Origin of the sequence: Chryseobacterium taiwanense (genome assembly GCF_000813825.1) — a bacterium.
Classification (GTDB): Bacteria; Bacteroidota; Bacteroidia; order Flavobacteriales; family Weeksellaceae; genus Chryseobacterium; species Chryseobacterium taiwanense.
In genome coordinates this window covers 74,011-91,173 of sequence record NZ_JWTA01000018.1, presented here as the reverse complement: position 1 = coordinate 91,173, position 17,163 = coordinate 74,011, and the positions used below count along the sequence as shown (strand labels likewise).

Below are 17,163 nucleotides of genomic sequence, written 5' to 3'. Positions count from 1 at the left end.
AAGTAATGAAATTTAAAAGTTTTTATATAATTTCTTTCCTGTCATTCGGTTGTGCTTCGGCTCAGCTGAATGATAGTATTTTTATTCCGACAAATCAGATTTATTATCAGCAGCTCAACAGAATTTGGGATAACCCCATTCAGTTTTCAAAGCAAAAGTTTTCAGACTTTACAGAAACAGAGCTTAGTGCTGTTGTAAAAGATTTGAGTATGAGAAGAACTCAAACGGCGGAAAGTTCAAATGAATTTGGATTTAAAACACAGGGAGTTTTCAATATTTCCAAAAAATTAAGACTTCTAGGTAGCTTTGATTACCAATTTGTAACAGAGAAAAACTTAGGCTACAATTTGACGAATGGAAGAACAGAAGATCAGTTTGTTTTGAATCCTAACTATCTTTTTGTACCTAAAAAAGCCAATTGGGAAACCCAAAATTATCATGTAAAAGGAGGATTGTCTTATAACCTGTGGAAAGGGTTGGAAGTTGGGGCAACGGTTGATTACAGAAATCAAAGTTCTTACAGAAAGTCGGATCCAAGACCGGAAATTAATACTGCAGATTATTCAGGGAAAATTTTTGCAGGATACCGCTACCTAAATCATCAGGTTTCTATTTTCGGAGGATTGGGTAGAAAATCTGATACTTATGATGTAATGGCTGTGAATGAAGCTGTAAATGCGCCTGCAAATCCGGAATATTATGTTAGATTTTCTAATGGTTATGGTAGAATTGTATATTTCCCGTCCTACGGAGATTATGGCTATAGAACGGTAGATAGAAATTTTGGAGCTGGGTATACGTTTGAAAATCAGAAAAACTTCTTTAATATTAACTTTTCTTACAGTAAAGCGATGCAAAACCTTTACGGTAACACTGGTGAATTGTATGGGACAAGTTCTACTTCAGGTACAGGATCCGTTTATTTTGCAGAAAGTTTAGAAAAAATGAAATACCGTCTTGTTAACTATAAAACCGATGCAAACTACTGGTATAAAGGAGATAAAATAGATTTTATGTCCAATGTAAACTTCCAAAGTATTACAGGAGATAATTATAATAATGCAGAATTTGGTCAGAATTATAGGATGACTTTAGATAGAGTTTCCACTGCGAATCATTTTTTATTAAGAGAGGGTAAAAAAATAAAATTTGGGACAACTTTAGAGGGGATTTATAATGATTTTTCAGCGATTGATTTGTTGGGAATCACTTACAAATATGTGAAAAGCCTAAATTTGAATTTGAAATTCAATAAAGATATTTTCTACAGAGATACTCAAAAAGTAAATTTGGAGATTGGTGCGATGTCGTATTTTCCTTTAAGCGAAAGTTTAACGTATGTTCCGGCTTCTTCAAATACTTTACTGTATGACAATGTGATTAAAAACGATCATGAATATGATGCTACTTCAAAATTAGGGCCTCAATTCGGGTTACAATTTTATCAAAAGGTAACTTCTAAGACAGACCTGAAAATATTTACTAATTTTGCAACGTTATTTCCTTTAAGTAAAGATTTAGAAAAAAACACTGATTACAGTGGAAATCCAAGTCTTTATTTTAATGCAGGAATCTCTTTGTTTTATTAGAAAATTATGAAGTATTTTTTATCGCTTTCTGCGGTTTTGTTTTTAGCGTATTCTTTTTCTGATTTTACGGCTGTTCAGAAAGGATATACTCCTCAGGAATTGAGGGATTTGTATGGGAGTGGAAATCAGAGCTTATGGCCAAAACCTCATTTGTTTGATGAAGCTAAAGAAGGATTTCAGGATATAGGAGTTTTATCTAAACCTGAATTTCCGGTAGATAATCCTTATTCTGAAGCAAAAGAAGAGTTGGGGAAAAAACTGTTTTTTGATCCGAGACTTTCAAAATCAGGACAAATTTCCTGTGCAAATTGCCATGATCCTGAATTAGCTTGGGCAGATGGAAGGAGAGTGGCTTATGGTCATGACAGACAGTTGGGAACGAGAAATGCACCAACGGTTTTAAATATTGTATACGCTAAGAAATATTTTTGGGACGGAAGAGCGGCTACTTTAGAAGATCAGGCAAAAGCACCGATTGAAAATCCTGTAGAGATGAATTTTCACTCCAGACTGGCTGTGAAAACAATTGCTAAAATTAAAGGCTATAAAGAGCATTTTCAGAAAGCTTTCGGAAGTGATAAAGTTACAGAAGAAAATATAGTAAAAGCTATTGCTACGTTTGAAAGAACGATTGTAAGTCCAAAATCGAAGTTTGATAAATTCGTAAGCGGAGAAAAAGACGCATTGACTGATTCTGAAATTAATGGATTACATCTTTTCAGAACAAAGGCAAACTGTATCAATTGTCACAATACGCCCTATTTTTCAGATCAAAAGTTTCATAATGTAGGATTGACCTATTTTGGGAGGGAATACGAAGATTTAGGACTCTATAATATTTCAAAAAAGAATGAAGATGTTGGGAAGTTCAAAACGGCTACCTTGAGAGAAATCTCACAAACGGCACCTTATATGCATAACGGGTTATTTCCTAATATCAGAGGAGTTCTGAATATGTATAACGCAGGAATGCCAACAGAAAAACGAAACAGAGAAAGTCAGCTTGCTCCTCAAAAATCAAAAATGTTAGAAAAGTTAAATTTGACAGATGAGGAGTTAACAGATCTGGAAAATTTCCTGAATACGTTGCATAGTTACAAATACAAAATGCGAGCTCCTGAATTACCGAAATAATAAAAAAAGAAGATCAACAAGGTCTTCTTTTTTGTTTTTGAAAAATGTAGTAGTATTTGTGATGATGTCATTCTGACGAAGGAAGAATTTCTGCTTTTTTCACATTATTGCAATTTCCTTTTATATTTCCGTACCTTTGTCAGCTAATTTTATCATACATGCAACTCGGGAAAACTCAGACTTTAAAAATTTCAGATAAAAACAATTCAGGTTGGATCTTAACTGATGATACTGAAAAGGCTTTTTTACCTAAAATCTTCACACAGGATGAAAAAGAAATTGGTGATGAAATAGAAGTTTTCGTGTATCAGGATGATCATAAATTAAAAGCAACTACTGAGATTCCTTTAGCGGAAGTAGGTGAGTTTGCGGTAATGAGCTGTGTGCAGAGTCTTCCAAGCGGTGCGTTTATGGATTGGGGAATTATTAAAGACTTATTCATTCCTTATAAACAACAGAAATCTAAAATCATAGAAGGGAAAAGATATTTGGTAAATATCTATGTAGATGAAGATTTAGATTTGATTACAGGAACTACCAAATTTAAAAGAAATCCACAATATCAGGATTTACCTTTTCAAAAAGGAGATAAAGTTGATTTGATCATGATGAATGAAAGCGAATTGGGCTGGAATGTGGTGATCAATAAAAAATATATCGGGTTAATCTATGGTTCGGATGTTTTCAAGAAACTATATCCTTTATCAGAGGAATCAGGGTATATCAAAGAAATCAGAGAAGATGGAAAAATAGATGTTTCTTTACAGCCTCAAGGTTTTGAAAATATTGATGAGTTTAAAAAGAAAATTCTAGACAAATTAGAAGAAAACTACGGGTTACTTTACCTTTCAGACAAATCTTCACCGGAAGAAATTAAAGATGAAATCCAGATGAGTAAAAAGAACTTCAAAAAGGCAATCGGAGGCTTATATAAAGATAAGATTATCGATATTGAGGAGGATAAGATTAAATTACTTTAATTAGTATACAAATAAAAAAAGCGAGCAGAAATTTCTGCTCGCTTTTTTGTTAATCTCTATTCTTAATAAGTACCCAACCGGTATATATTCTACCGTCAGAAACTTTGATGACATACCAGTAGGTTCCTGTAGAAATTTGATTTCCGTTCAGTTTGCCATCCCACATTAATGGATTTTTAGCAATGATTTCCTTGAATACCGGAAGTCCTTTTCGATCATACACACTTACTTCAGTCCCGGAATAATTTTCTAATCCCACAATTCTCCATTTGTCATTAAATCCGTCTCCATTTGGGGTGAAAGTATTAGGAATATTGAAGATTGAGAAAGGTTTTTGACCAATGATACATCCTTCTTTTGTTCTTACGTACACAATGTATTCTCCCATAATCAGGTTCGTGAAAATATTAGAATTCTGCCAAACTGAATTATCTAATGAGTATTCAAAATTTCCTGTTCCTGAAAGAATGATGGTTGCAGTATTATTGGTGATATTTACGGAAACAATCTCCGGTAAAATTGTATAACTTACAAGAGTATTGTCTGTATCCTGACATCCGAAATTATTAGTTACAGTAACTGAATAATTTCCAGGAGTTGAAACCGTAATGGTTTGAGTGGTAACTCCAGTATTCCATAAGTACGATGTGTATCCGGTTCCTGCATCTAAAATGATACTTTTTCCTTTACAGAAGTCTATTTTTTCAGGAAGGTTCAACTCTGGTTTTGGATTTAGAGTTAAACTTAATCTTACAATCTTAAAACATCCATCCGGAGTAGAAACCTTTACAAAAAATGCGTTTAAACCCATACTCAAAATATAGCTTGTCGGATTAGAAATTACATTTCCTGAAGTATCTGTAAAAGTAAATAGGTAATTTGATGGATTGGCAATGATATTACCTTGATAAGAAGTAAGATCCACTACCATTGAGTTTCCCGCTGTACTGTTACATAAAGTTGCAGAATACTCATTTGCCGGTACATTGTTATTTGAAAGGGTCACAGCTATTGATAGTTTCTCTGATTCACAATTATTCAATGTCTGAGTTACAAAATAGGTAGTTCCGTGTACAAGCGGAGTTGTTAATGGCAGAATATTTCCTGCTGCATCATAGAACTGTAAAGCAGTTCCGGTAACTACTAAATTGGCTAAAGTAGGACCCGCTGAAGAACAAAAATCCTGAGCTGCATTTGCTGTTGGTTTCGGGGTTTCGTTTACGGTTACCTGAACTGCAATTTTTCCACTTTCACAACCATTGATAGTTTGAGAAGCATAATATGTTTCTCCATTTACTAAAGCTGTTGTTGAAGCTAAGATATTTCCAGCTGCATTATACCATTTAATATTTTGTCCCGTAACCTGAATGTTTGAGATTGTCGGATTATTGGTTTTACAGAATATTTGTTGTGTATTTACTGTAGGTGTTAACCCTTGTATTGAAAATACTTTAAAAGGAGCTTTTATACTTTCACATTGTCCATTGTATTGGGCTACATAGTATTGTGCTCCAGCAATTATATTAGAATAATTACTGATAAGATTTCCTGCTGCGTTGTAAAAATGAATATTTTGATTATTGTTAATGTTCAATTGATTTAATGTCATCTGATTAACATTGGTACAAAAATAAAAATCAGTTACAGTTAATGTTGCAGGGGCGGTATTAATCACAACTTTTACTGCAAGACGTTTGGGGTTGTATGGGCAAGATTCATCTTGTACTGATGCGTAATAAGTAACATTATTTTGCAGTGGTGTATTGGGTGCCAATGAATTTAATGATATTGGTGAGTCATACCAAGTTGTATAAGATGTATTAGGATATAAATCCTGTATAGTAGGATTGATAGATGAACAAAAAGTTTGAGTCTTATCTCCATCAGGAGTTCCATTGTAGCATTTTCCAAACTTCTGAATAAGGCCGTTGATATTACTATTGGTATATTTTATAATTTTAACATCTTGATCAGGATCAAAATCTTGATAATCATCATAATATCCTGCTAAAATTATATTTCCTTCATAATCGATATTTTGACTATATGTAAAAGATGAAAAATCACTTTTATTAAAGATTAATTTACCATCATTTCTGAATTTTAAATAATAAGCATCCGCATTACGACTTAGGTAACTGTAATTTAGACCTAAATCTAATTTATGTACAACTTCTTCTGTATTATTATTTCCGTTAACAACTGTGATTGTATTGTCTGAATAACGTCCGAAAAAATTAATAGTATTATCTGGATTTAGTTTTATAGAAAGAAAATCATAAGCACTATTTTCTTCTTTCACTAATGAATTCCAAACTAAATTACCTGTACTGCTAATTTTATAAATTATCGTTTTTCCATCGTCAGGAGCATTGATAGTAGCATTCGGAAAACTGATTGTCTGGGGTTCATAATAAGTACTTGCTGTGTAAATATTATCATTGTTATCTATATCAATTTTAGAATTTGATGAGTTTAGAAACATACTAAAAGAAGTAAGATTCTGATACCAGATAAAATTTCCATCATTATTAAATTTAGCAATGAAATGTCTGTTTGAGCTTATATTTCCTGCTGAAAATGTATTGTTATCTATTTTTAAATAGGCTTCAAAATTTCCTAAAATAATGATATTATTACTCTTGTCAACCTTTACACTATTTATTCCAGGAGTATTATGAGCATGTAGCGGTCTAGCCCATACAAAAGATCCATTAGGATTGTTTTTCATTATAAATATTCCATCAGGAGCGGGTAGATTATAAGTAATTGTTGGATCTGGATTAAAATCTGTAACAAATAACGGAACATAATTTGCGTAATTTCCTGTAGATATTATATTGTTGTTTTGATCTATAGTACACGTTATATTCCCTGCAAAATTATAAATATTTCCAAATACATAATTTCCGGAAGTATCAAGTTTTATAATATATGAACTACCAGAGAGTGTACCGGTATTAAAAATTGCATTTGAATTAGGATTCAGCTTTAGATTTTGTCCATCTGTATAGCCTGCAACAATTACATTGTCCTGTTTGTCAACAACTACTGAAGTCACTGTAGATGCATAATCCGAACTGATTTCTTTTACCCATATTACATTTTTGTTTTTATCGAGTTTTGCAACAACAGCTCTTAACATTTCTGTAGGAGATGTCGTTTTGGTGATGCTTCCGAAGGTTATACCATTAATACTCGGGAAAAATGATCTCCCATATCTTCCTGCGACATAAATATTTCCCTGAGAATCCGTGTCACTTAAAGTGATAAAATGCTCAGATTCAATAATAGGGCTGGTTGTTTGGAATTCCCAAAGAAGATTTTGAGCAAAGGTAAGTCCACAGCAGAAAACTGTGAAAAGAAATAAATTTTTTTTCATCATTACTAATTTTCCCGCAAAGATAATCAAACAGGGCATTTTTACTCATTAATAAATCATTAATCGATGATTTGTGGATTAAAATATGATGCAAGTCATACAATTTTGTTTAATTTTTTTGTTTAACAATTTTGTCAAAAATGATTTTTGAATTAAATTTGCACAAAATTGTTTAACAATAATGTCAAATCAAGCCAAAAAAGACCAAACACAAGAATTGATCAAAGAAACAACGAAGAATTTATTCTTTGTGAAAGGGAAGTTTGATGCCACTACTCAGGAAATTGCTGATGCAGCAGGTGTTAACAGAACGCTTATTAATTATTATTTCCGTTCCAGAGATAATCTGATTCAAATCATTTTTGATGAAGCGCAAAAGGTTGAGAAGGAAAAATCTGAAATAATAATGAACTCTGATCTGCCTTTTAAAGAGAAAATAGGTCAGTTTATAGAAGGAAGTTTATCTACAAGTCTTCAATATCCATACTTAGAAACTTATATCGTATCACAGATCAATAAGGGGAACTGTCATAAAAGAGACATCGAAGAAGATGAGCTGAAAAAGCTCTACACCGATATAGAACAGGAAATGGAAAAAGGAACGATTGAGAAAATGGAACCTATTCAGTTTGTTTTAAATATGATTTCTTTATTAGTCTTCCCGAGTGCGATCAGACCTCTGTTAATGGAGAATTTAATGATCAGCAGCGAAGAATTCGATAGGATCATTTCAGTAAGAAAGGGGATTATTTTGAATATGTTGTTTAAAAATTAAAAAATGTTAAAGTATTTTAAGAAATGATTCGTCCTTTAGAAATAAAAACATTGAAGATAACAATTACATTAAAAAAATAAACGAGTATAAAATTATGAAAAGAAAGTGTATAACTGCAAATAAGCTAAAAATTGGGATAGCGGCTGCATGTATGATTTTCGGTTTTTCATCAGTATCTGCACAGCAACAGATTTCTCTGCAGGAAGCCATAAAACAGGCTCTTCAGAACAAAACAGAGGCTAAAAAAGCTGCTTTACAGATTAAAAAAGCCGAATATAAGATTGATGAAGCCAAAGCCGGAGCTTTACCGCAAATAAGCGCTACAGCCGGGGTAACTTATAATCCTATTATTCAGGAATCATTGCTGGAATTTGGAGGAGAAAAGATCAGAGCTCAGTTTGGTCAGCCATGGGGTTCAACAGCTTCAGTACAGCTTCAACAGGCAATTTTTGACCAAAGAGTATTTACAGGGCTAAAAGCTGCTAAATCAACAAGAGAATTTTATATTCTGAATGCCCAGTTAACCAATGAGCAATTGATTGAAAATGTTGCAACGGCTTATTATCAGGTGTTTGTACAGGAAGAAAATCTTAGAACGATAGAAGCGAGCTATACGAACACAGAAAAAGTAAGAAACGTAATACAAAGTCTGGTAAAGAACGGATTGGCAAAAGCAATCGATTTGGATCGTACTAATGTACAGTTAACGAATATTGGTTCCAACAAACAACAATTAATCAATTCAGTAGAACTTTCAAAAAATGCTTTGAAATTTTACATGGGAATTCCGATTACTACAGATATTGAACTGGAAGAAAAAACAATCGAGCCAAAGCCTGAGCTGATTGCAAGTACTGTAAATCTTGATGAGCGTATGGAGCTTAAAGTTTTGAATAAAAACAAAGAACTTTTGGTTTTCAACAAAAAAGCAACTGAAGCTTATCTATATCCTACAGTGAGTTTAACTGCTAATTACGGATGGGGAGCAAACGGAGCAAAGTTTCCATTGACAAACGGTCTTAAAAACGGAGTACTTTGGAGTGACTATTCTGCAATTGGGCTAAATGTAAACATTCCAATTTTTACAGGAGGAGCTACAAAAGCGAAGATCAACCAAGCGGAAATCGATATTCAGGATTTAGATCAGGATATTCAGAATACTCAGTTGAGTCTAAGTTTAGATTATAAAAATGCGATTACCAATATGGAAAACGCATTGATCAATATCGACAGCATGAAAGATAATGTAGGATTGGCTGAAAGAGTTCAGAAAAATACACAATCTAACTATCAAAACGGCTTGGCAACACTTACAGAATTGCTGGATGCCGAAAATGCATTGACTCAGGCTAAACAAAACTATGCAAACGCTTTGCTAGACTACAAACAAGCTGAGATAAAGCTTATTAAAGCAAAAGGAGAATTAAATACACTACAAAACTTATAATAAACGAAAATGAAAAAAACTTTAATATATATTATCGTCGCGGCGGTATTAATAGGTTTGGCAGCTTATAAGATTGCTGGCAATAAAGAAAAGCAGACGCAGGAAGTAAAAGAGGTTGCTAAGCAGGTTGATAAGATCAATGTGAATGTAATCACAGCAGGTAGAGAAAATATTGATACTGATTATTCAGCAAACGGAACTTTTATTCCTAAGCAGGAAATGAACCAGTCTTCTGAAATTTCAGGACGTATTGTAAGTGTTTTAGTAAAAGAAGGATCAAGAGTTTCAGCAGGTCAGACATTGGCAACCATCAAAAGAGATGCTATTGAAGTAGATGTTACTCAGGCTCAAAACAATTTACAAAATGCGATTATTGATAACCAGCGTTACGAAAACGCATATAAAACAGGTGGTGTTACAAAACAACAGCTTGATAACTCAAGATTACAGCTTAAAAATGCTCAGGCAGCAGTAAGAGCTCAGAGTGTTAAAGTAAATGATACCAATGTAAGAGCGGGAATCAGCGGTACTATCAACAAGAAAATGGTAGAACCGGGAACTGTAGTATCTCCGGGAACTTCAATGTTTGAAATTGTAAATATTAATTCCCTTAAATTATCTGTATTAGTAGACGAAAGCCAAGTTGGAAAAATTGCATTAGGTCAGGAAGTGGCTATTAATGTAAATGTTTTGCCTGGAGAATCTTTCAGCGGAAGAATTACCTTCATCGCTCCTAAAAGTGACGCTTCTTTAAATTTCCCTGTTGAAGTTGAAGTTCAGAACAGAGGAAACCTTAAAGCGGGGATGTACGCAACAGCTACCTTTAAAACAAATCACGGTGCAGAAACTCAGAATATGTTAACCGTTCCGGCAGAAGCGTTCGTAAACGGGGTAAGTTCAGGACAATTATTTGTGGTGAGCAATGGAACTGCAAAACTAATTAAAGTTCAAACCGGAAAAGTATACGGAGACAAAGTTCAGATCCTAAGCGGATTAAATGTTGGTGAACAAGTAATCACCAGCGGACAAATCAACCTTGATAACGGTTCAAAAATCAACATCGTAAAGTAAGCAGAAGATGAAGTTAGCAGAAATATCCATTAAAAGGCCATCGCTGGTTATCGTATTATTTACGATACTTACGCTGGGTGGTTTATTAAGTTACTCCATGATGGGGTACGAGTTGATTCCGAAGTTTGAAACCAACATGGTAACCATTTCTACGGTATATCCGGGAGCTTCGCCAAGTGAGGTGGAAACTTCGGTAACCAGAAAGATTGAAGATGCGGTTGGTTCTTTGGAAAACGTGAAAAAGGTAGAATCTTCATCTTACGAAAGTTTATCGGTAATCATGGTTCAGTTGAATACAGGTGCCGATGTAAACTATGCGTTGAATGATGCACAGAGAAAGGTAAATGCTATTTTAGCAGACCTTCCGGATGATGCAGATCCACCATCACTACAAAAATTCTCATTAGATGATCTACCAATCATGACATTGAGTATTTCCAGTGATAAGCTGAATAATAAAGAACTTTATGACCTTTTAGATAAGAAAATTGAGCCTATTTTTTCTCGTGTAAACGGGGTGGCTCAAGTTGACCTTGTAGGAGGGCAGGAGAGAGAGATTCAGGTGAATCTTGATGAAAAGAAAATGCAGGGATATGGTCTTGCAATTGCAGATGTACAACAGGCAATTCTTTCTTCAAACTTAGACTTCCCTACGGGAGCTTTGAAAACCAGAACTTCAAGATCTACGATCAGACTTTCAGGAAAGTATAAAAATGTTCAGGAAATGAATAACCTTGTAGTTTCCAATAAAAATGGAGCTCAGGTTCGTTTATCAGACATTGCAACAGTGTTCGATACTCAAAAAGATGTTGAAAAAGTAGCAAGATTTAACCAAAATCCAACGATTTTACTTCAGGTTAAAAAACAATCTGATGCCAATGCAGTATCGGTGTCTGAATTAGTTCAGAAAACAATTGCTCAGGTTGAGGATAACTATAAAACTCAGGCGATTAAAATCAATATTGTAGATGATACAACAGACTTTACGCTTGAAGCTGCGGATCACGTAATCTTTGACTTGTTCTTAGCAATTATCTTGGTAGCGGTGGTAATGTTATTATTCCTTCACAATATCAGAAACGCATTTATCGTAATGGTTTCTATCCCGATGTCTTTGATTGCTACGGTAATCGGAATGTACTTAATGGGATATACTTTGAACCTGATGAGTTTACTAGGACTTTCCCTTGTGGTAGGTATTCTTGTGGATGATGCGATTGTGGTATTGGAAAACGTATACCGTCACATGGAGATGGGGAAAAGCAGAATCCGTGCAGCATACGATGGGGCTTCGGAAATCGGATTTACCGTAACAGCGATTACGTTGGTAATTGTGGTGGTATTCTTACCGATTGCGATGAGTTCAGGATTGGTTTCTGATATCTTGGCGCAGTTCTGTGTAACCGTAGTTATTGCAACAATGTTATCGTTATTGGCTTCATTTACCATTATTCCTTGGTTATCTTCAAGATATGGTAAATTGGTACACCTTTCAGGTAAAAATATTTTCGAAAGATTTATCCTTTGGTTTGAAAAGCAATTGGAAAAATTCACGCACTGGATTACAGGAATTCTAGAATGGTGTCTGAAAACAACGTTAAGAAGAGTAATGACTGTTATTGTAACATTTATTATTTTGATCTCTTCATTCATGTTGGTGGCGTTTGGATTCATCGGTGGAGAATTCTTCCCAAAAATGGACAGAGGACAGTTTCTTGTTCAGATGGAATTACCAAAAGATGCTTCGGTAGAAAAAACAAACCAGGTAACACTGGCTGTTGAAAAATACCTTAGAAACGATAAAGATGTAGTAGATATGATTACAACGGTTGGTCAGCAGTCATCAGGATTTGGTGGTGCACAGGCTACATTGTATCAATCGGAAATTCAGGTGATCTTGGTAGACAAATCTTTACGTAATGAAAGTACAGATATCAAGTCTGCAAGAATCAAAAGAGCTTTAGAAGAGAAATTTACCGGAGTTGAATTTAAAACCGCGCCAATCGGATTAATGGGAGCAGATAATGCACCAATTGAAATGGTGGTAACGGCTCAGGATAATGAAACGGCAAATAAAGAAGCGAACAGAATTCTTGAATTGCTTAAGAAAGTTCCGGGTTCAGTAGATGCTGAATTATCAACAGATTCTGGAAATCCGGAAGTTCAGGTAAATATCGACAGAGATAAGATGGCTTCTTTAGGCTTAAATCTTTCTAGTGTAGGACAAACGATGCAGACTGCATTCAGTGGAAATACAGACGGGAAATTCAGAGCCGGAGAATACGAATATGATATTAATATTCGTTTTGGAGATGCTAACAGACAATCTATTGAAGATGTAAGAAACCTGATGTTTACAAATCCTCAGGGAGAACAAATCAGACTAAGCCAGTTTGCAGAAGTGAAAATGGGTTCTGGGCCAAGTTTGCTGGAACGTAGAGATAAAGCACCTTCTGTAAAAGTAAAATCTAAAGTAGTAGGTCGTCCTGTAGGAGACGTTGCTAACGAATGGGCAGCAATGTTCATGGATAATGAAAAAACAAAACCGGCTGGAGTAACGTACATCTGGAGTGGAGATATGGAAAACCAGACTGAAGGTTTCGGTACATTAGGAATTGCGTTATTGGCAGCTATTGTATTGGTGTATTTGGTAATGGTTTCATTATATGACTCATTTGTATATCCGTTTGTGGTACTATTCTCAATTCCTTTGGCATTGATCGGGGTAATGGTAATTCTTGCTATCACAGGAAACTCTTTGAATATCTTTACGATGTTGGGGATGATCATGTTGATTGGTTTGGTAGCGAAAAACGCGATTATGATTGTCGACTTTGCGAATATGAGAAAAGCAGCAGGAGCAAATACACATGATGCTTTGATTCAGGCAAACCACGCTCGTCTTCGTCCGATCCTGATGACTACGATTGCGATGATCTTCGGTATGATTCCGATTGCGATTGCAAAAGGAGCAGGAGCAGAGATGAACAACGGATTAGCTTGGGTAATCATCGGTGGTTTGACATCATCATTATTCCTTACGCTAATTATTGTACCGGTAGTATATTCATTGTTTGACTCTATTTTAAGAAGAATGGGTAAACATGAAAAAGTAGATTATGATGCTGAAATGAAAGCAGATTATGTACACAGAGAACTAAGTGAAGATGGATTTACTTCCAAGCATGTAGATTAATATAACAACCTTTAATTAACCAAAAAAAGCGTATCAGAAATGATACGCTTTTTTCTTTAGTCTGTTAGGAAATAAAAATGTGAAACAAGATAATTTAGTGAATATGATTCTTTGAGACTAAGAAAAAATAGATTTAAAAACTTCTTTTCATTGCATGTTGTTTTATTAAAGATGATAGGATATTGCGGACTCTATAGATTAAATTAATAAATGTTTTAAAAAGAGTAGAGTGCGCAAAAAAGCCAGATTTTTACCGAAATTTTCAGAAAAAACCTGACTCAAAATAAAACTATATAAAAAATTTTTATCCGTTTGAAATAAGAGATTATTTCAAGCTGATTATTTTGTTGAAAACCTTTCCATTATCATCTACACTGATGATGTAGCTGTCTGCTGTTTGAGGATTTAAATCAAAAGTAACTTCCAGTTGACCATTGATGGCTGATCTTGTTGAATGATAATATTCGTTATCCGAAAGATCAGATACAGAGATCTTTACTTTGTCTTTTAAACCAGATAAAGATAATTTTACAATATTTCCGTTCACTGAAAATTCCGGTTTTAGAATTTCAGAAACAGGCTTTTTATCAATGCTGATTTTTTTGTCAGAGCCTACTTTTATTTTATACTTCTCTATTTTCTGATTAGATTCTAACAGTAAATAGTAAGTTCCAGAATCAAGATCTTTAAAATTATAAGATTTTGTAACGTTCTTATCAGAATTTAAGTTTTCAGAAACCAATTCACCGTAAGTATCGTTGTAAATCGTTACCGATACATTTTTTGCGTTTGCTACTACAAAGCTTACCGTTTCAGCATCGTTTTTTCCAAATGAAAGAGAAAAGTCTCTGTCTTTACTCATCATACTCGCTGAAATAGATAAAAAGCCTATCATTAAAGCTGAACTAAATACTTTTTTCATAATATTTATTTTTTCATTTGTTAGTACTGCAAATTTAGAACAGCCTTTCCTTCAATTCTACTATACAATTTTCTTATTTATGTGTTATTTTAACCTTTAAATTAAATATTTAAATATTAATTGTTAATTTTGTGTATGAAATCATTTTGAAAACTATGAAGCATTCACATCCCGCCTTTGAAGCAGTAAAACCTAATGTAGGAAGCAGTTTTACGAGTTTGAAGTTTTTCAGAAATGAGAACATCAAGTCTCATGTTTGGCACTATCATCCTGAAATTGAGCTTATTTTTGTGTGTGGAGGTTCAGGGAAAAGACAAATTGGGAGTAATATATCCTATTTCTCAGATGGTGATTTGGTTTTAATGGGAACCAATCTGCCGCATTGTGGAATGACCAACGAAAATACGAATAACGATTACGAAATGGTCATTCAGTTTAAGCCTGATTTCTTAGGCGAAGAGATCTGGAGCTTACCGGAGATGCAGAAAATTACCCTTTTACTGGAAAAAGCAAAAGCTGGAATTGTATTTTCAGAAAAAATAAAAAAAGAAATAGGGGAGAAGATTGTAGACATGCATCATTCAGCTTCACTTCCTAAGCTGATGAAGTTTTTAAGCATTCTTGATGAGCTGGCTTCTACCAATGAATACAGAATTTTAAATGCCGGAAAATACTATCTCCAAACTCAGGTAGAAGATAACGAGAGAATCAATCATATCTTCAATTTTGTAAAAGATCATTTCAAAGATCAGATTACTTTGGAGCAAATTGCAGACTTGGCGAGTATGAAAGTACCTTCTTTTTGCCGCTATTTTAAAAAAATTACCAATAAAACCTTTACTCAGTTTGTGAATGAATACAGGATTACCCATTCATTAAAACTTCTCGCAGAGCAGCCGTTAAGCATTACTGAGGTTTGTTTTGAATCAGGGTTTAATAATTTCAGTTACTTTAATAAAACATTTAAAGAATACACGGGAAAAAGCCCTTCCCAATACAGAAAAGAATTTAACTATCTGATCAATTAATGATTTTATGAGAAAGTTGTATTAAAAAAAATTAAAACGAAACAAGTCATTTGTAATAAAGCCTGAACCAACCTTTAAGATTTTAAAGTTTATATTTGTATAAGGTTTTAGACATTAGAAGAAGAAAAAAAGAATTTTATGAAGGACATTAAGCTGATTGTAACCGATATGGACGGAACTTTTCTGAATTCAAAATACGAAGTAAGTCCGGACTTTCCAAAGGTGTATGAAGAACTAAAAAAACGAAATATTCTTTTTGTTCCTGCAAGTGGAAGGCAGATGTCGGGAATTACCAAATATTTCGGGGAAATTAAAGATGAAATTGGTTTCATTGCGGAAAACGGAGGGTATGTAGTCTATAAAAATGAAGAGATTTTTGCAGATAAACTGAGCCAGAGTTCAATTGCCGGTATTATTCGTGCCGTAAGAGAGATTTCTGATGCAAGAGCAGTTTTAAGTGCGAAAGGAAATTCCTATTACGAAAGCAGTGACCATACTTTTGTAGATTATTTTTCCAAATATTATATTGAAAATCAAAAAAGAGAAGACCTAACGCAGGAAGTTGATGATTCGGTTTTTAAAATCGCTGTCTATCATCCGATAAGTGCTGAAGAGTTTTTATATCCTGCCCTGAAAAAGTTTGAAAATGAAGATTTGGAAGTCGTAGTTTCCGGGAAAAACTGGCTGGATATTATGAATAAGCATACTAATAAAGGAAATGCGATTGAAAAACTACAGAAATCCTTAAATATTTTACCGGAGCAGACGATGGCTTTCGGTGACTATCTGAACGATATAGAAATGCTTAAAAATGCCCATTATTCCTACGCAATGGAAAATGCTCATCCTTCAGTAAAAGAGGTCGCAAAATTTGAAGCCTGTTCCAATGATCGCTTCGGAGTATTAGAAACGATAAAAACATATCTGAACGGAATGTAAGCGTTTAAAAAGATAAAGAAAAACCGTACCTCATTGAGATACGGTTTATTTATTGTGTACTATGGGTTACTTCAGAATTAGTCCTGCATTACTTCACCTGCTTTTCTGAAAACAAAATTTCCATAAATATGTCTTCTTGCAAAACGGCTCGGTGAATCAGAATTGATCATCTTGATATACGTATTTTTCGGAACACCCATATATTCGTATGAAACTCCATTCAGGTGAAGAACAGTAAGGATCGATTTCTCAAGATAAAAATCCTGGATATTAGATTTGGTAATCGTTTCCGTATATTCTTCTTTATATTTTTCCTGTGTTTCCGGATTGATACTTACTAAAAAGTGGTAAGCTTCAATCACAGATTTACTTTTTTCTTCCGCTTCCAGTTGCCCTGCTTCGTCATTGACAAATTTATCAGGATGCGTATCTTTCATCGCATTTCTGTAAATAGTTTTTAACTCTTTTAAAGTTACATTCTGATCAACTCCCAAAAGTTTTCTGTGCTCGCCAATTTTTTTCATATTTTCTATCCCTTATTTTCGGGGTGCAAAATTAAGAAAATTAATTGATAAAATTGTAAGTTTTTGATTATTAATTTGTTTTGCCTTTGAAATCTATATTGTGGAGATTATGGTATTAATTTATAATTTTTTTTCTTAAAAATCATTATTGCTATAAGAGAAAAATTAGAATAAAT

The 17,163-nt window shown here is 33.9% G+C and carries 12 protein-coding genes; 9 read left to right on the top strand and 3 right to left on the bottom strand.

Annotated elements, in window-relative coordinates; genetic code table 11:
* Positions 1–5: 5 nt before the first annotated feature.
* From RM51_RS17105 to RM51_RS17095, 3 genes are all read left to right on the top strand, one after another.
* Entirely contained in the window at positions 6–1,589 is a 1,584-nt protein-coding gene (locus tag RM51_RS17105; protein ID WP_039372441.1) for a DUF6850 family outer membrane beta-barrel protein, read from the top strand.
* Positions 1,590–1,595: 6 nt separating this feature from the next.
* On the top strand, positions 1,596–2,723 hold the full coding sequence (locus RM51_RS17100) for a cytochrome-c peroxidase (protein WP_039372438.1): 1,128 nt from the start codon (positions 1,596–1,598) through the stop codon (positions 2,721–2,723).
* A 158-nt stretch (positions 2,724–2,881) separates the two neighbouring features.
* The gene (locus RM51_RS17095; protein ID WP_039372435.1) at positions 2,882–3,703 is read left to right on the top strand and encodes a CvfB family protein; all 822 of its coding nucleotides are present in this window, start codon (positions 2,882–2,884) and stop codon (positions 3,701–3,703) included.
* 49 nt (positions 3,704–3,752) lie between these two features.
* On the opposite strand, the gene RM51_RS17090 is transcribed toward RM51_RS17095, so the two are convergent.
* Positions 3,753–7,085, bottom strand: a complete 3,333-nt coding sequence (locus RM51_RS17090; protein ID WP_039372433.1) for a T9SS type B sorting domain-containing protein — start codon at positions 7,083–7,085, stop codon at positions 3,753–3,755.
* A 181-nt stretch (positions 7,086–7,266) separates the two neighbouring features.
* Between RM51_RS17090 and RM51_RS17085 the strand changes: the two genes are divergently transcribed.
* The 4 genes from RM51_RS17085 (at position 7,267) to RM51_RS17070 (ending at position 13,574) form a co-directional block, all read left to right on the top strand.
* Positions 7,267–7,860, top strand: a complete 594-nt coding sequence (locus RM51_RS17085; RefSeq protein WP_039372431.1) for a TetR/AcrR family transcriptional regulator — start codon at positions 7,267–7,269, stop codon at positions 7,858–7,860.
* A gap of 94 nt (positions 7,861–7,954) precedes the next feature.
* Complete coding sequence (locus RM51_RS17080; protein WP_052248548.1) at positions 7,955–9,307, top strand: TolC family protein; 1,353 nt, start codon at positions 7,955–7,957, stop codon at positions 9,305–9,307.
* A gap of 9 nt (positions 9,308–9,316) precedes the next feature.
* Positions 9,317–10,378, top strand: a complete 1,062-nt coding sequence (locus RM51_RS17075) for an efflux RND transporter periplasmic adaptor subunit (RefSeq protein ID WP_039372428.1) — start codon at positions 9,317–9,319, stop codon at positions 10,376–10,378.
* 7 nt (positions 10,379–10,385) lie between these two features.
* On the top strand, positions 10,386–13,574 hold the full coding sequence (locus RM51_RS17070; protein ID WP_039372426.1) for an efflux RND transporter permease subunit: 3,189 nt from the start codon (positions 10,386–10,388) through the stop codon (positions 13,572–13,574).
* Between the two features lie 325 nt (positions 13,575–13,899).
* Here the strand turns inward: RM51_RS17070 and RM51_RS17065 are convergent, their stop codons facing one another.
* Positions 13,900–14,496 (bottom strand): hypothetical protein, encoded by a 597-nt coding sequence (locus RM51_RS17065; RefSeq protein ID WP_039372423.1) that lies wholly within the window; start codon positions 14,494–14,496, stop codon positions 13,900–13,902.
* A 155-nt stretch (positions 14,497–14,651) separates the two neighbouring features.
* Here RM51_RS17065 and RM51_RS17060 point away from each other — a divergent pair, with 155 nt between their 5' ends.
* Positions 14,652–15,524 carry an AraC family transcriptional regulator gene (locus RM51_RS17060; RefSeq protein ID WP_039372421.1) on the top strand — a complete coding sequence of 291 codons (873 nt, stop codon included), beginning with the start codon at positions 14,652–14,654 and terminating at the stop codon, positions 15,522–15,524.
* A 138-nt stretch (positions 15,525–15,662) separates the two neighbouring features.
* Positions 15,663–16,463 carry a Cof-type HAD-IIB family hydrolase gene (locus RM51_RS17055; protein WP_039372419.1) on the top strand — a complete coding sequence of 267 codons (801 nt, stop codon included), beginning with the start codon at positions 15,663–15,665 and terminating at the stop codon, positions 16,461–16,463.
* Positions 16,464–16,540: 77 nt separating this feature from the next.
* Here the strand turns inward: RM51_RS17055 and RM51_RS17050 are convergent, their stop codons facing one another.
* Entirely contained in the window at positions 16,541–16,987 is a 447-nt protein-coding gene (locus tag RM51_RS17050) for a KTSC domain-containing protein (protein WP_039372416.1), read from the bottom strand.
* Positions 16,988–17,163 lie beyond the last annotated feature (176 nt).